Source organism: Streptomyces sp. NPDC003077 (assembly GCF_040611095.1).
In the GTDB taxonomy this organism is placed as follows: Bacteria; Actinomycetota; Actinomycetes; order Streptomycetales; family Streptomycetaceae; genus Streptomyces.
This window is the reverse complement of the sequence record NZ_JBEXNM010000016.1, coordinates 98,546-120,366: the sequence shown is the minus strand read 5'-3', so window position 1 is coordinate 120,366 and position 21,821 is coordinate 98,546. Positions and strand designations below refer to the sequence as shown.

17 protein-coding genes and 1 pseudogene are annotated in these 21,821 nt (G+C 73.2%); 3 read left to right on the top strand and 15 right to left on the bottom strand.

From position 1 onward, the window contains the following. Positions 1-11: 11 nt before the first annotated feature. A complete protein-coding gene (locus ABZX96_RS14255; protein ID WP_355543157.1) occupies positions 12-968 on the top strand; it encodes a thiopeptide-type bacteriocin biosynthesis protein in 957 nt (318 codons plus the stop codon). 205 nt (positions 969-1,173) lie between these two features. Here the strand turns inward: ABZX96_RS14255 and ABZX96_RS14250 are convergent. After that, positions 1,174-1,380, bottom strand: a pseudogene (locus ABZX96_RS14250) (transposase); the annotation flags it as partial. A gap of 6 nt (positions 1,381-1,386) precedes the next feature. On the opposite strand from ABZX96_RS14250, the gene ABZX96_RS14245 reads away from it, so the two are divergent. Continuing rightward, positions 1,387-1,956: a transposase gene (locus tag ABZX96_RS14245; protein ID WP_355543154.1), complete on the top strand. Its 570-nt coding sequence runs from the start codon at positions 1,387-1,389 to the stop codon at positions 1,954-1,956. 98 nt (positions 1,957-2,054) lie between these two features. Here ABZX96_RS14245 and ABZX96_RS14240 read toward each other — a convergent pair whose 3' ends face one another. From ABZX96_RS14240 to ABZX96_RS14230, 3 genes are all read right to left on the bottom strand, one after another. Then, a complete protein-coding gene (locus ABZX96_RS14240; RefSeq protein ID WP_355543151.1) occupies positions 2,055-2,258 on the bottom strand; it encodes a hypothetical protein in 204 nt (67 codons plus the stop codon). A gap of 40 nt (positions 2,259-2,298) precedes the next feature. Then, positions 2,299-3,462: a Glu/Leu/Phe/Val dehydrogenase dimerization domain-containing protein gene (locus ABZX96_RS14235; protein ID WP_355543252.1), complete on the bottom strand. Its 1,164-nt coding sequence runs from the start codon at positions 3,460-3,462 to the stop codon at positions 2,299-2,301. Between the two features lie 65 nt (positions 3,463-3,527). Continuing rightward, a complete protein-coding gene (locus tag ABZX96_RS14230; protein ID WP_355543148.1) occupies positions 3,528-5,156 on the bottom strand; it encodes a thiamine pyrophosphate-dependent enzyme in 1,629 nt (542 codons plus the stop codon). Between the two features lie 303 nt (positions 5,157-5,459). On the opposite strand from ABZX96_RS14230, the gene ABZX96_RS14225 reads away from it, so the two are divergent. Beyond that, complete coding sequence (locus ABZX96_RS14225) at positions 5,460-6,374, top strand: phytanoyl-CoA dioxygenase family protein (protein WP_355543145.1); 915 nt, start codon at positions 5,460-5,462, stop codon at positions 6,372-6,374. A 51-nt stretch (positions 6,375-6,425) separates the two neighbouring features. Here the strand turns inward: ABZX96_RS14225 and ABZX96_RS14220 are convergent, their stop codons facing one another. The 11 genes from ABZX96_RS14220 to ABZX96_RS14170 all read right to left on the bottom strand — a co-directional run bounded on the left by ABZX96_RS14220 (position 6,426) and on the right by ABZX96_RS14170 (position 21,661). After that, positions 6,426-6,863, bottom strand: a complete 438-nt coding sequence (locus ABZX96_RS14220; protein ID WP_355543142.1) for a MaoC family dehydratase N-terminal domain-containing protein — start codon at positions 6,861-6,863, stop codon at positions 6,426-6,428. 26 nt (positions 6,864-6,889) lie between these two features. Then, entirely contained in the window at positions 6,890-7,690 is an 801-nt protein-coding gene (locus ABZX96_RS14215) for an ABC transporter permease (RefSeq protein WP_355543139.1), read from the bottom strand. After that, positions 7,674-8,669: an ATP-binding cassette domain-containing protein gene (locus tag ABZX96_RS14210; protein WP_355543136.1), complete on the bottom strand. Its 996-nt coding sequence runs from the start codon at positions 8,667-8,669 to the stop codon at positions 7,674-7,676. The genes ABZX96_RS14215 and ABZX96_RS14210 overlap by 17 nt, the downstream gene beginning before the upstream one ends. Further along, a complete protein-coding gene (gene fabI / locus ABZX96_RS14205; RefSeq protein ID WP_355543133.1) occupies positions 8,653-9,411 on the bottom strand; it encodes an enoyl-ACP reductase FabI in 759 nt (252 codons plus the stop codon). The genes ABZX96_RS14210 and fabI overlap by 17 nt, the downstream gene beginning before the upstream one ends. A gap of 29 nt (positions 9,412-9,440) precedes the next feature. Next, the gene (gene fabG, locus ABZX96_RS14200) at positions 9,441-10,145 is read right to left on the bottom strand and encodes a 3-oxoacyl-ACP reductase FabG (protein WP_355543130.1); all 705 of its coding nucleotides are present in this window, start codon (positions 10,143-10,145) and stop codon (positions 9,441-9,443) included. A 29-nt stretch (positions 10,146-10,174) separates the two neighbouring features. Further along, entirely contained in the window at positions 10,175-10,630 is a 456-nt protein-coding gene (locus tag ABZX96_RS14195) for an SET domain-containing protein-lysine N-methyltransferase (protein WP_355543127.1), read from the bottom strand. Positions 10,631-10,733: 103 nt separating this feature from the next. Next, on the bottom strand, positions 10,734-16,349 hold the full coding sequence (locus ABZX96_RS14190) for a type I polyketide synthase (protein WP_355543124.1): 5,616 nt from the start codon (positions 16,347-16,349) through the stop codon (positions 10,734-10,736). Positions 16,350-16,354: 5 nt separating this feature from the next. Beyond that, positions 16,355-18,118: a fatty acyl-AMP ligase gene (locus ABZX96_RS14185; protein WP_355543122.1), complete on the bottom strand. Its 1,764-nt coding sequence runs from the start codon at positions 18,116-18,118 to the stop codon at positions 16,355-16,357. Between the two features lie 27 nt (positions 18,119-18,145). Further along, positions 18,146-18,781 carry a GNAT family protein gene (locus ABZX96_RS14180; RefSeq protein ID WP_355543120.1) on the bottom strand — a complete coding sequence of 212 codons (636 nt, stop codon included), beginning with the start codon at positions 18,779-18,781 and terminating at the stop codon, positions 18,146-18,148. Continuing rightward, positions 18,781-20,046, bottom strand: a complete 1,266-nt coding sequence (gene fabF, locus ABZX96_RS14175) for a beta-ketoacyl-ACP synthase II (RefSeq protein ID WP_355543118.1) — start codon at positions 20,044-20,046, stop codon at positions 18,781-18,783. Before fabF ends, ABZX96_RS14180 begins: the two co-directional genes overlap by 1 nt. A gap of 85 nt (positions 20,047-20,131) precedes the next feature. Then, on the bottom strand, positions 20,132-21,661 hold the full coding sequence (locus ABZX96_RS14170; RefSeq protein WP_355543115.1) for a class I adenylate-forming enzyme family protein: 1,530 nt from the start codon (positions 21,659-21,661) through the stop codon (positions 20,132-20,134). Positions 21,662-21,821: the final 160 nt, after the last annotated feature.

Sequence of the window (21,821 nt, the reverse complement as noted above, 5' to 3'; positions counted from 1 at the left end):
AGGAACACCCCGTGCACCAGCAGGACACCAACCCAGCCGAAGAAGCCGTACTGTCCGTCCTCGCCGGAATACCCATCGAAACCGCCGCCAAGTCCACCGGCACATCCACCGCCTGGCTGACCCGCGCGGTCGAACGCTACCGCGCCGCGGGACGAGCGACACTCGACGCCCACCTCACCGGGTGGCACCAGATGCATATCCAGTTCTCCCACTACCCCACTGCGGCACGCGTCTTCCGGGCCCACCTCCTCCCAGCCCTGGGCACCAATTCCATCGGAACCTGGTGGTTCGTCCGCAAATACCCTTGCTGGCGCCTGCGCGTCCATCCCGCCCCCGGCGCGACCACCCAGCAGACAGCCGCGCACCTCGCCGAAGCGCTCGACAACACGGTTTCGTCCGGGGCCATCCAGGACTGGTGGTCTTCCCCGTACGAGCCGGAAACCGTCGCCTTCGGCGGCCCGATCGGGATGACGATCACCCACGACCTGTTCCACGCGGACAGCACCGGAATCCTTGCCTATCTCCACCACTCCGCGATCGGGACTGCCGGAATGCTCGATGCCAAGGCCACCTCCTTCCTCGTCACCGCGGCGGCACTGCGGGCCGCCGGCCTGGAGTGGGGCGAACAAGGCGACGTATGGGGACAGCTCGAAGTGCACCGCCCCTTGCCCGAAGACACAGACCCGGAAAAGGTCACCAGGATGGTTCAGCCTCTGCGGCGACTGCTCAAGCTCGACCCTGACCCCTTCGTCGCCAACGGACCGCTCGCTCCCATCCAGAACTGGGTAGGAGGAGTGCAACGCGGCGCTCGGGCCCTCGCGGACACGGCACGCAGTGGGCGCCTTCAGCTCGGCCTCCGCGGCATCCTCGCACGACACGTCCTCTTCCACTGGAACCGCATGGGATTCACCACCCAACAACAAGCCATCTGGTCACGCGCCGCACGTGAAGCAACTCTCGGCCGCTGACTGAATGGCGTCTAAGCCTTACTACGGGAACAGTGCCGCAAAGGGCCTGTGTATTCAGACGACACATCCGTGCAGCGGCTCAACCGGGCTGACAGTCGATGCCATCGCTGATCACCGGAACTTTCCTGCCAGGACGCCCACGTCACCACACCCGGAGTGATGATCGGCATCTTGCGGTACCCAGAGGTCGTTTTCTCCCCGCGTTTCATCCCTGGATGCCGGATCCGTTGTGTTTGGCCGGGTCGTGCCAGGACACGGTGGTCTCGCCGGTGAGGCGGCGGGCCATCAGGTCGGCCATGGCCAGGTGGATCATGGCTTCGGAGCGGGCGAGGAGGGTCTCGTAGTCGCGGGCCAGGCGGCGGTGACGCATCAGCCAGCCGTAGGTCCGCTCCATCGCCCAAGCACACTGCACCTATGGATGGCCCGGAGAGTGAGCGGGGGCCGATCGGCCGTGAGGGGCTGCGGCGGCGGCTGGCCGCGGTGGCCGGGCAGCTTCAGGCCCGTGAGGGGGATGAGTCCTCATGCGCGACGGATGCGACGTGGGCCCCAGACGAGTGCGCGGACGACGCTGAGCGATCGGGTGTGGACGCGCCTGCCGGAGGCGAACCGGCAGGACGCACCGCAGTTCACGAAGCTCATGGGACGCATTCGCATCGCCCGGACCGGAGGCGGACGTCCACGCACTCGTCCGGTCCGTGTCATCGCCGACCGGGCGTACTCGTCCCGTGCGATCCGCACCCACCTGCGCCGCCGACAGATCGCGCACACCATCCCGGAGAAGCGTGACCAGGCCGGACACCGGCTCCGCCGGGGCTCGGCGGGCGGCCGCCCGCCGAGCTTCGACCGTGATCTCTACAAGCGCAGGCACAAGGTCGAATGCCGGATCGGCCTGCTGAAACAGGCCCGGGGCGTGGCCACAAGGTACGACAAGCTCGCTGTCCGCTACGAGGCGACCGTCCAACTCACGCTGATACGGCAGTCGCTGTGACCACATCTCAAACACTTCCTAGCGGACCTCCACGGGCAGACGGGACACCACTTCGCGCGCCAGGCAGGGGCTGACGAGACCGAAACCCGCGATCGCGTTCACGGGCCCGGGTAGCCGTGGCCCGGCGGCGGATATTCACCGTCCGGGACCTCGGCGACGCCATAGAGGACGATCTGCTCGAACTCCGACCGCTTCCCCGGCAAGCCGGGCCCGTCGCCGCCGGCCTCGCCGATCGCTTTCAGCAGCCGCGTCGGCCGCGGCCGGTGCAGGGCGCCCGCGTGCCAGGCACCGGCCAGCACCACGGACCCGGCAGACCGGACCCGCGGGAGGCCGGCGGGTCCCTCAGACGTAGGTGCCGTGGACCTCGCCCAGCGCGGCCAGGTGGTGCCGGGCCAGGGTGCGTGCCGCGGCGCGGGGTGACGTGCCGTCGGCCGCGGCCGTGTCCAGGACGAGCGTGACGAGCCGCCGGATCGACGTACGGACCTTGGCGAACGCCTCATCCGCGTCGGGGCCGATGTCCCCGAAGAGGGTCCACCACCACCAGGCGTTCGTCCCGGAGTTGGCGACGACATCGGGGACGACCGTGATCCCGCGCGCCGCCAGGAGACGTTCGGCCTCCGGCAGCACGGGCAAGTTCGCCGCCTCGACCACGTACCGGGCGGATATCCGGGCCTGTTCGGCGGGGCCGATGCAGTAGGAGACCGCCGCGGGGACGAGGACCTCCGCTTCGGTGGTGAGCCACGCACCGCCGGGCAGGCACGCGTCCCCGGGGCGCAGGGCGGAGCGTGACACGACGCCGCGGGCGTCCCGGGCGGCGAGCAGCGCCTCGACGTCCAGCCCGTCCGGGTTGGCGATCGTCCCCCGGGCGTCGGCGACCGCGACCACCTTCAGCCCGGCCCGGGCCAGGAAGCGGGCGGTGGCGCCGCCCATGGTGCCCATCCCCTGGATGGCGGCGCGGGTGCCACGGCGGGGGACGCCGTCGCGGTCCAGGACGGTGAGCACGGCCTCGGCGACGCCGCAGCCGCCGACGAGCTCGTCGAGTCCGATGCCGTGCTCCTCCATGTCGAAGGCGGCCGCGAGCCGGGCGCGCGCCTCCGTCTCGTCGGTGAGGAGGGGGAACACGGCCTGCACCGAACTGGCCAGCCCGGCGTCCCGCACGGCTCGGTCGATGTGCGACTGCCTCAGACCGAGATCCTCCCCGGTCGTCCAGAAGCGTTCGACGTACGGCGCCATGGCCCGCAGGTACCGGACGAGGATCCCGTAGGCCTCGGGGTCGCCCGGGTTGCAGTCGATGCCGCCCTTGGCGCCGCCGAGCGGCACGTAGCGGGCGCCCGGGTCGTAGTGGAGGGCCTCCTTCAGTGTCATCGCCGCGGCGAGCTCGCCCACTTCAGCGAGGGTGCAGCCCTCCCGCATACGCAGGCCGCCGCTCGCGACACCGCGCACGAGCCGGTCGACGACCAAGAAGCCGTTCTTCCCGGTGACGTGATCCGTCCAGGTGACCTGCATCAGCGGTCCGTCCGGGCGGGCGGCGCCGGTGGGCGCGTTCAGACGGTGTGCGGTCGGGGCGGCGTTCATGCTCCGGTCTCCTCGGGTACGACGATGACGGTGGGTCCGGCCGTGCGCAGCGCGGTCGCGAGCGCGGCGGCCAGTTCGCCCGGCGTCCGGCAGACGACGCCGTCGCCCCCGTACGCACGGGCCAGTGCGGGCAGGTCCGGGGACGGCAGGTCGACCGCGACCGGGGTGTCGCCGCGCGCCACCATCTGGTCGCGGATCTCCCCGTAGCCGCCGTTGTCGAAGACGACGACGGGGATCGGACGGCCGAGCTGGACGGCGGTGGCGAGTTCCTGGACGGTGAACTGGAACCCGCCGTCGCCGCTCAGGGCGACCACCTGGCGGCCGGCGTGCGCGGTCGCGGCGCCGATGGCCGCCGGCAGGGCATAGCCGAGGGTGCCGAATCCGGTGGGGTGCAGCATGCGGCCCGGGGGGTCGATCGGCACGTGCGGCAGGGCTCCGTAGTAGCAGGCCGTGGCGCTGTCCGAGGTGACGACGGCGTCGTCGGCCAGGACGCCGCGCAGGGCGTCGAGGTGGGGGATCCAGCGGGCGTCGCGAGCAGCCTGCTCCGCCCGTGCGCTCTGGCGCAGGCGCCGGGCGAGGTCCGGGGCGCCGCCGGCGTCCTCGCAGGGCCCCGGCAAGCGGCGGAGCAGTTCGTCGAGCACCGTGGCCGCGTCGCCGGTCAGCGCGATGTCCGCGGGCGGATCGGCGTACATCCGGTCCGGGTCGATGTCGATCCTGACGAGAAGGCCTCCCGGCGTCGGCGGCGCCCGCCAGAAATCGGACTCCGCCAATTCGGTCCCCACCGCCACGACGGTGTCGCACGCCGCGAGCCAGCGCTGAACGGTGTCGGTGTGCAGGGAGACTCCCAGGGACAGCGGATGGGACTCCGCGACGGTGCCCTTGCCGTTGGCCGTGGTGGCCACCGGGGCGCCGAGCAGTTCGGCGAGCCGGGTGCAGGCCGGCCCGGCCGCGCGGGCCCCTCCCCCGATGACCAGGGCGGGGCGGCCCGGGCGGCGCAGTCTTTCGGTGGCCCGGCGCAGTTCACCGGCCTCGGCGCCAGCCGGGGCGGCCGGCGCGACGCCCCGGGGCCGCGGCCCGACGGGCCCGGGCTCCTCCAGGAGGTCGAGCGGTATCTCGATGTGCACGGGCCGGGGCCGGCCGGTGCGGAAGGCCGTGAAGGCCCGGGCGATCGCGGTGTCGATCTCCCCGACCGAGGTGACGCGGTGGCTGAAGGCGGTGACGCCCTCCATGGCCCGCTGCTGACCGGGGGCCTCGTGCAGCCGCCCGGTGGGCAGTGCGGGATGCCGCAGCGGCATGCCCGGCGACAGCACGAGCAGGGGGACGCTGTCGGAGTAGGCCTGGCCCACGGCCGCGACCGTGTTGAGCAGGCCCGGCCCCGTCGTGGTCAGGACGATGCCCGGGCGGCCGCTGACCCGGGCGTAGCCGTCCGCGGCGTAGGCGGCGCCCTGTTCGTGCCGGGTGGTCAGCGGGGTGATGCCGTAGCGGCGCAGGTGGGCGTACACCTCGAGGTTGTGGGTGCCAGGGATGCCGAAGAGCACGTCGACCCCGTGTGCGGCCAGGGCCCGTGCCACGGCCCGGCCGCCGGTCATGCTCGTCACCGTGGCCGTGGCCGGCTGGAATGGCATGGCAGGCTGCTTTCTCCGTCGCTGTGGTGGGGGCGCCGGGGACCGCGAGCGGGGGCCTCGGAGCCGCCGGAAAAGAGGGTGGGGTGGACGGGGGGAGCACCCGTCGAGATCGCTTCCCTGCACCATAACCCCTGTTCGGGGCCGAGTTGACGGGGCAGGGATGGCGGCGCGCAAGCGGTTGCCGGGGATCGTCGGAAAGGTGACCCGATGGTCCTCCGGCAGACGGATGCGGCGTCCGGAAGAGGCGTGATGGGGTCGGACCCGGCAGGGCCGCGAGGGTCCGGACAGGACAGGAAGCGAGGCGTGCGCGTGGTGACAGCGGCACAGGGAACGACACGGCCGGAGCACGAGCCCGCCACGGACCGCATCCCCGTGTTCCGTGCGCCCTACGACTGGGACGCGATCGACGAGGCGGTCCGGCGGCACGGTGCGGCGATCGTGTCCGGGCTGATCGGGGAGAAGCAGGTCGCCCTGTTCAACCGCGAGGTCGACGAGTGGATCGCGGCAGACGAGGGACGGCTGGCGCCGCGGACCGCGTCCGAGCGGTACAACTTGTTCCTCGGCCGGCGCACCCTACGCATCCACGCCCTTCCCGCGAAGATCGAGGCGTCCCACGACCTGATCACCCATCCCGAGCTGCTGGGCTGTGTGGAGCGCCTGTTGTCCCAATGGTCCAACGGGGCGTTGCTGAGCGCCGCCGAGGTGATCCAGATCGGTCCGGGCGAGTCCTCGCAGATCCTGCACCGGGACACCGGCTCGTGGTGGCCGCACCTGGAGCGCGGCGAACACCCCTGGAATGTCAGCGCGATGATCGCCCTGACCCCGTTCACGGAGGAGAATGGGGCGACCCGCGTGGTCCCGGACAGCTACGACTGGCCGCTGGAACAGCGCCCCCACCCGTCCCTGATCCGCCGGGCGGTCATGGAGCCGGGGGACGTCCTCTTCTTCCGCGGCGACCTGCTGCACGGCGGGGGCGCCAACCGGACCGCGGACCAGCACCGGCGCGGGGTGACCCTGAGCTACTGCGCGGGCTGGCTCCGGCCGGTGGACAACATCATGCTGGCCATCCCCCCGGCCCGCGCGGCCGGACTGTCCGACCGGCTGCTGTCCCTGCTCGGCTACACCGCCCACGACTCGACCGGTATCCGCGGCGGGCTGGTCGGCACGTACGACTACACGGACCCGCTCCGGGCGCTGCGCGAGGGCGAACTGCGCTGATCGGCGGCGGCGCCGGTGGACCCCGGGCGGGGGTGCACCGGCGCCGCAGCGTCACGGGCCGAGGACGACGGTGACGACCGTGCAGACGTCACCGCCTTCCTCGTCGCGGACCTCGCTGCGCAGGGTGAGCCGGTGGTAGCCCCCGACGCGTTCCAGGCGCTCCAGCACGGAGGTGGTGGACAGCTGGTCCCCGGCGACGATCGGGCGCCTCGGGATCACGCGTTGCGAGTGGTGGATGGCCTGCGTGGTCTCGAACCCGAACCCGGGGTCCTCCAGCAGGGTCCGGGTCACCATCCCCGCCACCGTCACGACGAAGGTGGGGGGCGCGATGATGTCGGCGTAGCCCAGTGCGCGGGCGGCGGCCGGGTCCCGGTAGACCGGGTTCGGGTCGCAAACCGCCTCGGCGAAGGCGCGAATGTCGGTCCTCGTGGCGAGATACGGCTCCGCGCTGTGGAAGGGCCTGCCGATGTACGCGGCGTCGGGGGCCATGCTTCTCCTGTTCCGGATGTGCGGGGTCAGCGCACGCGCCGACGGTAGGCGCGGGCGGCGAGTGGGAGGAAGACGGTGAGGATCAGGGCCGACCACAGCAGCGTCCCCGCGACCTCCCGGCCGGCGGGGGCTCCCGAGAGCAGGGCCCGTACCGCGTCGGTGGCCCAGGTGACCGGGTTGGCCCCGGCCCAGGCCCGCACCCATCCGGGCATGTCTTCCGTCGCGACCAGTACGGAGCTTCCGAAGGCGAGCGGGAAGAGGAACAGCGTCGCCAGCGTCTGAACCCCGGAAGGCGTACGGGCCTTGAGCCCCAGCAGGGTCCAGATCCAGCACAGCGAGAACGCGAAGAGCAGGATCAGCGCGCCGGCCGCGGCCACCCCCAGGACGCCACCCGCCGGACGGAACCCGATCGCCGCTCCGACCGCGGCCATCACCGCGAGGGACAGCCCGTAGCGGACCAGGTCCCCCAGGACGGCGCCCAGCAGCGGCGCGGTCCGCGCGATCGGCAGGGTGCGGAACCGGTCGAACAGCCCCTTCTCCAGGTCGGTGTTGAGGGACAGGCCGGTGCCCAGGGTCGAGAGCACCACCATCTGCACGGCAATGCCGGGGATTGCGAAATCGCGGTAGGTACGCCAGTCCCCCGCCATCGCCTCGCCCATGAGGAAGACGAACAGCGTGACGTAGATGAGCGGCTGGAGGACGAAGCCAACGGTCTCCTCCGGCACGGTCCGCAGTCGGCTGATGCTGCGCCAGGCCAGGGTCAGTGACTGGCCGACGGCCGCGCGGACCGGGCCGGCCGGGCCGGGCCCCTCAGTCGCGGACAGCACGGGCGGCTCCTTCCGGAAAGGCCCCGGCCGGGTGCCGGCCGCCGGTCAGGGCCAGGAATACCTCGTCGAGGCTCGGATAGCCCAGTGAGATCTCGCCGGCGGTCAGCCCGCCGTCGATCAGCTGCCGGGCGAGGTCGGGGAAGGCCGCGGCGTCCTCCAGGCTCATGCGGACGACGTCCCCCTCGGCCTCGGCGGGCCGGCCGGTGAGCACGGCGGCGGCCCGTGCGACGGCCTCGGCGCGGAACCGGTCGGGCGGGTGGAACTCCACCCGCCGCCCGCCGACGCGCTGCTTGAGCTCACGGGGCGGGCCGGTGACGACCACGCGGCCCCTGTCCACGACGATCACGTCGTCGGCGAGCCGGTCCGCCTCCTCCAGGTACTGCGTGGTGAGCAGGACCGTCGTGCCCTGTGCCACGACGTCCAGGACGAGGCTCCACAGCTCGCCGCGGCTGCGCGGGTCCAGGCCCGTGGTCGGCTCATCGAGGAACAGCACCCGGGGACGCCTGACCAGGCACGCCGCAAGGTCGAGGCGCCGTCGCATGCCCCCGGAATAGGTCCGCACGAGACGCCCGGCGGCCTCGGACAGCCTTAGCAAGTCCAACAGTTCGGCGGCCCGGGCGTGGGCGGCCCGCCGGGAGAACCCGTTCAACCGGGCCACCAGGACGAGGTTCTGCGTGCCGGTCATCATGTCGTCGACGGCCGTGAACTGCCCGGTCACGCCGATGGCGCCGCGCACCCGGTCGGCTTCGCGGAAGACGTCGTGCCCGGCCACCGACGCCCGCCCCGCGTCCGGGAGCAGCAGGGTCGTCAGGGTCCGCACCACGGTGGTCTTGCCAGCGCCGTTGGGACCGAGCAGGCACAGCACGCTCCCCTCCGGTGCGGCCAGGCTCACCCCGTCGAGTGCGACGGCTTCGCCGAAGCGCTTGACTAGGCCCTCCGCCTCGATGGCGAACCGCCCCCGGTCACCCGCCGATGGCATGCACACCGCCGTCCACGTGGACGATCTCCCCCGTGGTGGCGGGGAACCAGTCCGACAGCAAGGCCGCGCAGGCACGCGCCGTGGGCTCGAAGTCGTCCCCGCGCCAGCCCAGCGGCGCCGTCTCGTCCCACTCGTCGGTCCCGAAGCCCGGAACGCTGCGCGCCGCTACGCTCCGCAGGGGACCGGCCGCCACGAGGTTTACGCGGATGCCGTGCGGGCCGAGGTCACGGGCGAGGTAGCGGGAACACGCCTCCAGGCCCGCCTTGGCCACGCCCATCCAGTCGTAACCCGACCAGGTGCGCGAGGCGTCGTAGTCCAGGCCCACGATGGAGCCGCCGGAGCCCATCAGCGGGAGGCATCCCATCGCCAGCGACTTCAGGGAGTACGTGGATACCTGCAGTGCGGTGGCGACGTCCGGCCACGGGGTGTGGAGGAAGTTGCCGCCGAGCGCGGACTGCGGGGCGAACGCGATGGCGTGGAGGACGCCGTCGAGTCCGTCCACGTGCTCCCCCACGCGTTCGGCCAGCGAATCCGTCTGGGCGGGGTCCGTGACGTCGAGTTCCACGACCGGGGTCGGTTGCGGGAGTCGCTGGGCGATGCGCCGTACGAGGCTCATGCGGCCGTAGCCGGTCAGGACGACCTCTGCGCCCTCCTGCTGGGCGACGCGGGCGACGTGGAAGGCTATGGAGGAGTCGGTGAGGACGCCGGTGACGAGAAGGCGCTTCCCGGTGAGGATGCCCATGAGTTTCTCCTTCGGGTCGGTGCGGAGGGCTAGAAGCCCATGGAGGAGCCGCCGTCGACGGGGAGCACCACGCCGGTGACGTAGGCGGCCTCGTCGCTCGCCAGGAACCGGACGACGTGGGCGACCTCCGCGGGTGCCGCGCTCCGGCCGAGGGGGATGTCGCGGATGTACTGCTGCTGCAGTTCGGCGGGCAGGCCGGCGGTCATGTCGGTCTCGATGAAGCCGGGCGCGACGACGTTGACGGTGATGCCGCGCGGGCCGAGTTCCCGGGCGAGACTGCGGCCGAAGCCGATCAGGCCCGCCTTCGACGCGGCGTAGTTCGTTTGGCCAGCCGCTCCCTGGAGGGCGACCACGGACGAGACGAGCACGATGCGGCCGTAGCGTGCGCGGACCATGCCCCGGACGGCCCGCTTGACGACCCGGTAGGCGCCGGTGAGGTTAGTGTCGAGGACCGAGGTGAAGCCGTCCTCGGGCATGCGGGCGAGCAGTTGGTCCTTGACGATGCCCGCATTGACGACGAGTACCTCGACCCGGCCCTGGCTCTCCTCCACCTCCGCGAAGGCCCGTTCCACCTGTGCGGGGTCGGTGATGTCGCAGACGGCGCCGGGCAGGCCGGCGGGCGGCTCACCGGTGCGGTACGTGACCGTCACCCGCTCGCCCGCCTCCTGCAGGGACCGGGCCACGGCGAGTCCGATCCCCCGGTTCCCGCCGACGATCAGACAGGAACGGTTCATGCCTTCTCCCCCTCCCGGTCGTGCCGCGCTCAACGGCCGGATCCGGCCCGGCCCGCCAGCAGGTCCGCGATGTGCGGGTTGAGCGCGTACCGCTCCAGCACCTCGGGGGGAAGGTCCCGGGCACCGCTGACGGTGCCGATGCAGCGGTCGGCACCGCACAGGCAGGCGAAGGGACCGACCATCTCCCACTCGGTCGACGGGTAGAAGAACGTCAGTTCCTCGCCCGCGGCGATCGGGCGCAGCGCCACCACCTGGAGCCGGACGGTGTCGACATGGGTATTCGGGTCGCAGGAGTGGTTCAGGTGGCGCACCCGGGGGCCGTCGATGTGGCGGCCGCCGACGTCGATGGTGTAGATCGACGGCGCGTCGGCCTCGATGCATTCGCCGAGGTCGGTGACGACCTGCCCGGCGGCCACGTCGTATGCGGCGGCGACGCCGTTGCCGTAGCTGAGGTCGTGGAGGGGGGTGAGCGTGTCGGACTGCATGGTCTTCCTTCTGTTGCGTCCGCGGCGGTGGGTCGCCGCGGGTGGTGTGTCTGATCGGCGGGGTGGGCGGTGCGGACGCCGGAGGTCCGGACCGCGCCGGCGGTCAGCGGGCGGTGTCGCCCCCGCCCCCGTCCATGAGGTCCAGCAGGGTCTCCGCGAACCCGTTCACGGTGGGGTTGTCGCGCAGGGCCGTGGGGCGCAGACCCGGCACCAGCACCTTGAGACGGCGGATGACGGTCATCGTGCGCAGGGAGTCCAGACCGAGGTCGAAGAAGCGGCGCTCGGGGTCAAGCGCGGCCGCGTCCGGCAGGTCGAGCACCGCGGCCACGACCTCCCGCACCTGTCCCCGCAGCAGGGCGCGGCGCTCCGCGCGGCCCGCCCGTTCCAGCGCGGCCGGCAGCGCGGTGGTGGATTTCCCGCTCGGGGCGGGCACGGGAGCGGGATGGGCCAGCGCGGCCTCGTGCGCCAGCAGGGGTGTCGGCGTACAGGTCGCGTAGGCGGCGGCCAGCCGCGGCCAGTCGGCGTCGGCGACGACCCACTGCGTGTCGCGGGCCCCGATGACGTGGTCCAGGGCCGCCACGGCGCGTTCCCCGGCCATCAGGCGCATGCCGGTCGCCGTGATCAGGCCAGCTTCCGGAGTGCCGTCCAGGCCGGTGGCCCACGTGCCCCAGTTGACGACATGCGCCTCCCGGCCCGTGCGGCGCCTCAGGTGCAGGAGTGCGTCCTGGAAGGCCCCCGCGGCGGCGTACGCGGCCATCGAATGGGAGCCCAGCAGCGCCGTGGTGGAGGAGTAGCACAGGAACTCCTCCACCGGCAGGTCCGCGCTCAGCCGGTGCAGCACGGCGGTGCCCGTGACCTTGGGCCGCAGCACGTCGGCGAGCCGCCGCGCGTCGAGCTCCGCCAGTGGCGTGACGTCCTCCGCGAAGGCCATGTGGTAGACGCCGCGCAGGGCGGGCAGGTCGTTGCCGAAGCGGGCGAATAGGGTGCCCATCGCGTCCTCGTCGGCGACGTCGGCCCGTACCGCGGTGAGTTCGGCGCCTTCGCCGCGGACCGCGTCGGCCACGGCGTCCGGGACGCCGCGGCGGCCGACGACCACGAGGTGACGTGCGCCGAGCCGCACGAGGCGTCGCAGCAGGAGCGGCCCCAGCCGCCCCGTCGCCCCCACCACCAGGTGCGCGCCGTCGGGGTCCACGGGCCGGGGCCGCGCGGGTCCGGGGAGCACCGCGCGGACCAGCCGTGGTACGAGCCGGACGCCGTCGCGGTACGCGCACTGCACGCCGGACGCGCCCGAGGCCAGTTCGGCCCGGACGGCGGCGGCAAGGGTGGCGCCGTCGGAGGTGTCCAGGTCGATCAGGCCGCCCCAGGAGTCCGGGTGTTCCAGGGCGAAGCACCGTCCCATGCCCCACAGTTGGGCCTGGGCTGGGTCGGTGTCGTGGTCGCCGGCGGCCTGTGCGAGCGAGGTGACCAGCCAGAGGCGGGCGCCGCCGCCCCGGCGGCCGACGGCTTGGAGGAGGTGCAGGGTGTCGACGGCGAGGCGTACGGCCGCCGGGGCGTCCGTGCCGTCCCGGGGTGCCGTGGCGGGCGCGGCGCAGTGGACGATGTGCCGTACGTCCGCCAGGTCCCCGAGCCGTTCCAGGACCGCCTCTGCGGACAACCCGGCCAGCTCCGCGGTATCCACCGTCCGGCAGGGCCCCCCGGACGCGCGTATCTGTGCGGCCAGCGAGGGGCCGACGTCGCTGCGGCCCGTGAGGACCAGGACCGCCCTGTCCCGGTCGCCCGGGGCTTCCGTGGCCGCGGGCAGCGGTTCGGGCCGCCATTCGACCCGGTGCACCCATGCCGCGGGCACCGCGGCGGGGGCTGCCGTACGCCGCACCCGCACGCCCCGGGCCCAGCCGACCCGTACGCCGTCCCGGTACCAGTCCACATCGGCGACCACGGAACCGTCGCCGTCGTCGCGGGTCCTGGCCGTCACCCGAAGGCCAGCCGCCGTGTCCGGGGCGCCGCCGGCGGGGAAGCGGAAGCGGTCCACTCCGGTGACCACGGCGCCGCCGCCCTGCCCGCTCGCCTGCGGGAAGCAGGCGGCGAGCGCCTGGAAGCCGGCATCGACGACCGCCGTACCCGGCTCGCGGCGCGGTGTCCCCCTGCCGTCACCCTCGGAGGGGAGCAGGTCGGCCGCTGCGAGGCCGTCGCCCCGCCAGAGCCGGTGGAGCGCCCATAGCCTGTCGCCGTACTCGATCCCGGCGGCGGCCAGAGCGGCCCGGTGGACGGCGGGGTCCACGGCTTCCAGCCCGGCGGGATCCGCGAGCGCGTCCCCCACCTGCGGGGCGGCCCCGCTTACGCGGAACGGGTCGGCGTCGTCCGCGTCGTCCGGATGCAGGCGCGCCGAGGCGTACAGGGTCCACGAGCGTTCACCGGCGGCCCGGCCGTGGAACTCCAGCGAGGCGGGTCCGCCCTCGGCCGTGGCGGCCCGCAGGCAGGTCTGGACGGTGACCCCGGCACCGGACGGGAGCACGAGCGGGGCGTGCACGGTCAGGTCCCGGACGGTAACGGGCCCCAGGCCCGCGTGACCCGCGGCCTCCAGTGCCGTCCTCAGGTACGCGGACAGCGGCAGCAGGGCGCGTCCGGCCACGTGGTGCTGGTCGAGAGGTGCGTGGTGTCCGGCGCGCAGCCGCGCCTGCCACAGGAAGGTTCCGGGCAGTGCAGCCGCCTCGGTCATCTCCCCCGGCAGCGGCGCGGAGCTGGCGGCGCCGCACCCGCGACCGGCCGGCGGCCTGGCCGTGGTCCAGTGCCGGCGGCGCTCCCACGCGAGCCTCGGCAGGTCCAGCAGCCGGCCTTGCCGGGACCACAGCTCCCAGGGCAGGGAGGCTCCGAGGCGGTACAGGCCGCCGAGGGAGGTCAGGAAGGCCTCGCGCGGATCGGTGTCGCGGCGCAGCGTCGGCAGGACGTGGGCGGCGGCCCCGGCCTCCCGCAGGGTCGCCGCGACGTCCCGGGCCAGCACCGGGTGCGGGCTGACTTCGACGTACGTGGTGAACCCCGCTTCCGCCGCACGCCGGACGGCCTCCGCCAGCCGGACGGGAGCGCGCAGATTATCGGCCCAGTAGGCGGCGTCGCACAGCGGCTCGGTACCGGAACGCCCGCCCACGGTGGTGAAGAAGGGTATCTCCGGCGTCCGGGGCCGCAGGTCCGCCAGCGCCTCGCGCAGCGGCGCGAGCAGCGGGTCCATCTGGGGCGAGTGCGAGGCGATGTCGACCCGCACGGTACGGGCGTCGACCTCGTCCTCGTCGCACGACGCGACGAGTCGGCGCACCGCGTCCGGGTCCCCGGAGACGACGACGGCCCGGGGTCCCGGGACGACGGCTATGCCGAGGGTCCGGTCGAGCCCGGTCCGGGCGAGGCGGCCGCACATGCGCTCCTCGGACTCCCCGACCACGGCCATGGCCCCGGCTCCGGCGACCTCGGTGAGCAGAGCCGACCGGCGGCAGATGACCCGCACCCCGTCGGCCAGGTCGAGCGCCCCCGCGACGACGGCGGCCGCCACCTCGCCCATGGAGTGCCCGATCACGGCGGCGGGCCGTACGCCGTGGGCCCTCCACATCGCGGCCAGGGCCACCTGCATCGTGAACAGCAGCGGCTGTACGGCGTCCACGCCCTCGGGAAGGCGTCCCGAGCGGAGCACCTGCTCCACCGAGAAGCCGGCTTCGGCCCGGACGAGGGGGTCGAGGTCCGCGACCACGCGGGCGACGGAGGACTCCTCGCTCAGCAGGCGCCTGCCCATGTCCTCCCACTGGGATCCCTGCCCGGAGAAGACCCACACGGGTCCGCGGCCGCCGGCCGTAGGGGTGTCCGCCTTCCGCTCCACTGCCGGAGCGTCAGGGGCTTGCGCGTGGGCGCGGAGCCCGCGGACGAGTTCGGCCCGGTCAGCGGCGACCACCGTGAGACGGTAGGGCTCGTGCGATCGGCGTGTCGCGAGCGTGTGCAGGACGTCGCCGGGAGCGGCTTCCTGATGATCCGCCAGCCAGTCGGCCAGCCGCCCCGCCTGCGCCCGCAGCGCGGCCGGTGAGCCCGCGGAGACGGGGAACAGCATCGGTCGGCCGGGGACCGTGCTCCGCCGGCAGTCGGGCGCGGGCTCGGCCGCGGGTGCTTCCTCGACGATCAGGTGGGCGTTGGTGCCGCCGAAGCCGAAGCCGCTCACCCCTGCCCGGCGCGGCTGGCCGGGCCAGCGTCGCCAGGGCGTGTTGGCCGTGACGACCTTGACCGGCAGACGGTCGAAGGGAATGTGGGGGTTGGGGCGGTCGAAGTGGAGGCTCGGCGGCAACTGGTCGTTGGCCAGGCTCAGGACGACCTTGATGAGGCCAGCGATTCCAGCCGCCGCCTCCAGGTGCCCGATGTTGGTCTTCACGGAGCCGATGAGCAGGTCCCGTGCCCGGGGCCGGTCCGGCGGCGCCAATGCCGCCGCGATGCCTTCCAGTTCGACGGGGTCGCCGAGTTCGGTGCCGGTGCCGTGCGCCTCGACGTAGTCGATGCCGTCCGGCTCGGTGATGCCCGCGGCGCCCAGCGCGGCTCGGATCACGGCGTGCTGGGCATCGGGGTTGGGCGCCATGAGCCCGTTGGAGGCGCCGTCCTGGTTGACCGCACCGGCTCGCAGTACGGCGAGGACGGTGTCGCCGTCGCGCCGTGCCCGCGAAAGGGGTTTGAGGACGACGAGCCCGCATCCCTCGCCGCGTCCGTAGCCGTCCGCGCCGGCGGCGAAGGCCTTGCTGCGACCATCAGCCGCCATGACCCCGGCGTCCTCGAAGTTGACGGTCGCCGCCGGGGACAGCAGCAGGTTGACACCGCCGGCGAGTGCCAGGTCGCACTCGCCGCTGCGCAGGCTCTGCATCGCGAGGTGGACCGCCACCAGCGAGGACGAGCAGGCAGTGTCGACGACCATGCTGGGGCCGTGCAGACCGAGGGTGTAGGAGATCCGGTTGGCGATGATGCTTAGCGCGGATCCCGTTCCACTGAAGGCGTCCACGCGCTCGATGTCGTTCATCTGGAGCATGCCGTAGTCGGACGCCGAGGCACCGACGAACACTCCTGCCGCGCCGCCCCGCAGGGAACGGGGCGGGATCCCGGCGTGCTCCAGGGCCTCCCAGGCGACTTCGAGCATCAGCCGCTGCTGGGGGTCGACGGCCGCCGCCTCGCGCGGCGAGATGCCGAAGAACTCCGCGTCGAAGGCCGCCGGATCCTCTGTGAGGAAGCCGCCCCGGGACGGGGTGCGGGCCAGGACCTCTTCTCCGCCCTCCGCCTCGGCGGCGACGGCCCACCGGCCGGGGGGTACGGGGCCAGTCGCGTCGCGGCCCTCGCGCAGCAGGCGCCAGAACGCGGCGGGTGTGTCGGCGCCACCGGGAAAGCGGCAACCGATCCCGATGACCGCGACGGGTTCGCCGGCGGCCCCCGTCGCAGTGTCGGACGCGGAGTCCGTGGCGGGCGCCGCGTCGGCGACCGGCGCGCCGGTGAGGTGCCGGGCGAGCGAGGCCACCGTGGGTGCCCGGTAGCCGACGACCGGGGACAGCGGACGGTCGAGCAGGTCCTCCAGCGCACCGGACAGCTGGACCAGCATGCGCGAACCGACGCCGTAGTCAGCCAGGGGGCGGTCCTCGTCGATGGTGTCGGCCGCCAGGTCGAGTTCGGCGGCCAGCCAGGCGGTCAGCCAGGCCCGCAGTGCCTGCTCGTTCATGGCGGTCACCATTCCGTGTCGTCGTGGTACAGGGAGCCTTCAGCGAAGGCGGCGGCACAGGATCCGCGGCGGATCTTCCCGCTGCTGGTCTTGGGCAGCGCCCCCGGACGGACGAACAGCACCTCGGCGACGTCGACGCCGTGGTGCACGGACACCGCCCGGCGCGCGGTGCGCACCGCCTCGTCCCGGGTGAGGTCGGGCCAGGCACGGCGTGCGCGGCGCAGTTCGACGGCGATCACGAGCCGTTCACCGCCGTCGCCGGGGGCGGCGAAGGCGGCCACTGCGGCGGGCTCGAGTACGGCCAGCGCGTCCGTGACGGTCGCCTCGACGTCCCCGGGATAGTGGTTGCGGCCGTCGATGATGACGAGGTCCTTGCGGCGTCCCGTGAGGAAGAGCTCCTTCTCACTCAGGAAGCCCAGGTCGCCGGTACGGAGCCAGACGGGCTCCGTGGCCCCGCCGTCGGCGGTGATGAGGACGGCCCCGAACGTCTCGGCCGTCTCCTGCGGCCGGCGCCAGTAGCCCGCCGCCACGTTGGGCCCGCTGACCCAGATCTCGCCGACGGTCCCGTCGGGCACCTCCTGTCCCGTCCCGGGGTCGGCGACGGCCACATGCAGACCGGGCAGCGGGGTGCCGCAGCCGACGAGGCCCCAGGCCCGGGAGTCGTCCGCGTCACAGGGCAGCGCCGTGCCGCGTGCGACGGCGTCGCGGTCGAAGGAGCGGATCACCGCACCGTCCGGGGCGGTGGTCACGCCGAGGGTCGCCTCGGCCAGGCCGTAGCCGGGAGCGTGCCCGCTCAGCGTGAATCCGCACGGGGCGAAGGCCTCGGTGAACGCCAGGACGCTTCCAGGGCGGACCTGTTCACTGCCGTTGCACAGGGTGTGCAGGGAGTCCAGACGCAGTCCGGCACGCTGTTCGGCGGTGACGCGGCGCACGCATAGGTCCAGGGCGAAGTTGGGGGCCGCGGTCCACGTGCCGCGGTAGCGGCTGACGAGTTCGAGCCAGCGGTGGGGCCGCTGGATGAACGCCGTGGGGCTCAGGTGCACGGCGTGCGCGCCCACGCTGAGCGGCATGGCCACGCCGGTGATGAGCCCGAGGTCGTGGAAGTACGGCAGCCAGGACACGACGACGTCCTCGGCGACGAGCTGGGAGCGCACGCTGCTCTGGCGGGCGGCGGCGAGCAAGTTCCCGTGGCTGACGATCACGCCCCGGGGCGAGGACGTGGACCCGGAGGTGTACTGCAGGTAGGCGGGCGTCTCCGGCCGCATCGGAGGGCCGTCCGCGGCAGCCGGCGTCCGCGGCAGCTCGTCGAGCCGTACGACGGGCAGTTCGTCCCCCAGGTCAGTGCGGCCCAGCTCTCGAACGGCCTCCACGCTCTCGGCGACGGTCAGCAGGCAGGCCGGGGCGCTGTCCCGCAGGATGCCCCGGAGGCGGTCGTTGCTCCGGTACGCCTCCGGCGCGTGGAGGGGTACGGCGATGACTCCGGCGTACAGGCAGCCGAGGAAGCCCACGAGGTAGTCCAGCCCCTGCGGGGCCAGCACGGCGGCGCGGTCTCCCGGGGCGCAGTGCCGCAGCACCGCCTCGGCCGCGGCACGGGCCCTCGCGTCGAGCTGCCGGTAGCTGAGACCGGTGGGGACGCCCCGGCGGTCCTTCGCGTACTCCACGAAGGTGAAGGCGGGCGCGGACCCGGCTGTGGCGGCGTTGCGGCGGACCAGAGTCACCAGATCGCCGGCCGCCTCGCCGGGAAGTCGTTCCGGACCAGAGAGTGGCATGTGTGGATCTTTCTCGTGCGAGCGGGTTCAGCGCTCGAAGAGGTCGCGCAGGTAGGTGGCGGACCGGTGCTCGAGGTGCTCGGTGAGCAGCCGCCGGGCATCGGCCTTGTCCTGCGCCGGGACCGTGTCGGCGGCGAGGCCGAGTTCCGCCGTCCGGGCGAGGGCGTAGAACTCCTCGCGGAGCAGGGAACAGGTCACGGCGTCGAAGTGGCGTCCGTCGACGAAGAAGTAGTCGCGCAGGATGCCCTCGACGACGAAACCCGCGTCGACGACGATCTGCAGCATGTGCTTGTTGTGGGTGCCGAGGGTCATCTGCACCCTGCGCGCGTCGAGCGCGTGGAAGAGGTGGTTGAGGAGGAGGACGTTCGCCTCGACCCCGTAGCCCTGGGTCCACAGACCGGAGGCTCCGATGACCGACCCGATGGTGTAGCTGCCGTGGTAGGCCAGCGGACCCCAGTTGACCGCTCCGATCCGCTCGCCCTCGTGGGTGACGACCATCAGGAAGGACATGCCGCCCTGGCGGGCGGCCTGCTGGATCTCCGGGCCGGTGAGCAGCTGCCGGGCCCCTGAGGAATAGGTGCTGGCGGCGGTCATCGACCAGTCGGCGATGCGCTCGAAGTCGGCTTCGGTGCAGCGCTGGAGCGAAACGAAGTCCCCCCGCATCAGTCCTCCCAGCGGCGCACGGCCAGTACGGCGTTGTGGCCGCCGAACCCGAAGGAGTTGCTGATGGCCGTCCGTACGGTGTGCTCCTGCGCCCGGTTGGGGACGAAGTTGAGCTCCGCGTCCTCGGGGTCGTCGCAGTTGAGGGTGGGCGGCACGATCCCGTGGGCCATGGCCTGCATCGTGGCGATCAGTTCCACCGTGCCCGCCCCGGCGATCAGGTGGCCGATCATCGACTTGATGGAGCTGACCGGGATGCGGGTGGCGTGGTCGCCGAACACCGCCCGGATCGTCTCCACCTCGGTGCGGTCGTTGAGGACGGTGCTGGTGCCGTGCGCGTTGATGTAGTCGACGTCCTCGGGGTGCAGTCCGCCGTCCTCCAGAGCCGCGGTGAGGGCGCGCCGGGCGCCGAGACCCTCCGGGTGGGGGGCGGTCGAGTGATAGGCGTCAGTCGTGGCCCCGTACCCGACGATCTCGGCCAGGATGGGCGCACCCCGGCGCAGCGCGTGCTCGAGCTCCTCGACGACGACGATGCCGGCGCCGGCCCCGAACACGAATCCGTCCCGGGCGCGGTCGAACGGACGGCTGGCCCTGTGCGGTTCGTCGTTGCGGCGGGTCAGCGCCCGCAGGTTGGCCATGGCGGCCACGTCGAGCCGGCTGATCGGGTCGTCGGCACCGCCGGCGATCACCGCGTCGACGCGTCCGGCACGGATCATGTGGACGGCTTCGCCCACGCAGGTGGCACCTGTGGCGCAGGCCGTGATGATGGCGCCGGTGGGGCCTTCGGCGCCGTAGCGCATGGCTACCTCGCCGGAAGGGTTGTCTGGGGCGCCGCCGATGGCGTAGTTGGAGTTGATGGACTTGGGGCCGCGCTCCAGCATCTGCTCGACGGCCGCGATGCCAGCGATGTTGGCGCCGTAGCCAGACCCGATGAGCACACCAAGGCGGTGGCCGGTGCCCTCGGGCATTTCGAGGCCGGACTGCTTCATGGCCTGGACGGACGCCGCGACAGCGTAGCGGCCGAAGTGGTCCATGCGGCGGCTCTCGCGCCGGGACATGTACTCCAGCGGGTCGAAGTCGATCACTTCGGCCGCGATGCGGGTGGGCAGGTCGGAGGCGTCGAACCGCGTGATCGGTCCGATGCCGCTGCGGCCCGCGACAAGGGCGGCCCAGAGGTCCTCGACGGTGTTGCCGAGCGCGGTGACCACACCCGCTCCGGTGATGACGACGCGTCGGCGGCCGATGCCGCTGTCCGAGGGGTTGGGCATGGGAAGTCCTTCGGTGTTCGTTGAGGTGTCCGCCCTGTCCGGGCAAGCGGTGGATGCGGCGCCGGAGGGGGCGCAGCGGGCGTGTTCAGTCCTGGGCCGCGACGGCGGGTACGGGGGTGCTGCCGGGCCGGGCCGCGTGGGCGAGCCGCTGCACGGCCCACTCCCGCAGCCTGCGGGTGTCGGTCTTGCCCCGTCGGGTGATCGGGAAGCGGTCGGTCACCAGGACGTGGTTGGGGTGTTCGTAGCCTGGCAGTGCCTCGCACAGGCGCCGGCGCCATACGCGTGGATCGCCGGCGTCCGGGTCCTCGACGACGAACACAAGGGCGTGTCCCCGCCGTTCGTCCGCGAGAGGGACGACCCGCACGGGTCGGCCGCAGGACGACTCCGCCTTGCGTTCCAGGACGTCGGGGTAGAGCGTGTGCCCCAGCCGGTGGACGGCGGCGTTGCGGCCGAGCACGTGCAGGTTGCCCGCGTGGTCGAAGCAGCCCACGTCACCCGTGGGGTGGTCGGCGGCGGACGGGGGCGGGGTCAGCTTCCCGTCCGCCGTCAGGTAGCCCGCCATTAGGTCCGCGCCGGTGATCCGGATCTCACCGACCTCACCGGCGGGCACCGGCCGGCCGGACCGGTCGACGATCCGCACGTGCAGGCCGGGCAGGACGCGACCGCAACCCGCCGGGTTGTCGGGGGTGGCGTAGGCGATGTTGCCCGCCTCCGTACTGCCGTATCCGTCGAGCAGCGGCCCGCCCGCGGTCCGGGCGAAGTCCTCCTGCAGCATCGGGTCAAAGGGGGCGCCGCCGGTGCACCACATGCGTACCCCGCCCAACCCCGCGCGCAATGCGGGGCGGCGGCGCATCAGGTTGACGACGCTCCGGTACGTCGCGGGGGTGGCGTCGACCACGGTGGCCCCGCATCGCACGCCGGCGTCCAGCGCCCGGTCGAGCCGGCCGTACGGGGCGACGAGGAGCGAGCCTCCGCCCAGCGCCGCGAGCAGCACCATCGAGATGCCGTACTGGTGGGAGAAGGGCAGCAGCGGAAGGTAGACGTCGTCCTCCCGGTACGGCATGAGCAGCCTGGTCCGCTCCAGGTTCCCGAGAACGGAGCGGCCCGACTTGACGATGCCCTTGGAGGCGCCGGTGGTGCCAGACGACCACAGCACGAGCGCGTCCGGCCGCGCCCGCCACCGCTCGAAGCCGAACGGCCCGGGCGGGGCCGCCGCGAGCTGCGGGCCTGCGGCCGGGACCGGCGCCGAGGCGAGGGCCCCAGTGGTGATGCCGGGGCAGCCCGGTGGCAGGTTCGACTCGTCGTCCACCACCGCGAACCGCACGCCGGCGGCGGCCGCGGACGCCCGCGTGTCGCGCTCCGGCTGCTCGGTGTCGACGAGCACGACGGACGCACCCAGGTGGACGAGGCCCAGGAAGGCCATGACCTGGTGGGGCGAGTTCCCGGCTTTCACCAGGACCCGGGTCCCCGCACCGACCCCCCGCGCGGCCAGCAGCCGCGCGGTGGCGAGCGCCCCGGCGTGGCCGTCGTGGCCCTGCCCGGGCTCGCGGGCCTCGAGTATCCGCAGGACGGGCGCGGCACCGCGGCGGGGGTGCACCGTGTTCCGCTGGGCCATGGCGAGTCCTGCTCCTCGGATGTCTGGTGGGGGTCGGACGGGAGGTCCGGTGTGGGTCCCGTGGCCGGGACGGGGCATGCTGGGGGTGGCGTGAGCCGAATTGGCCTCGGCTCACGCCACCGCTTCACCGCTGTGGAGCGGTCGTCAGCGGCTTCGGCTG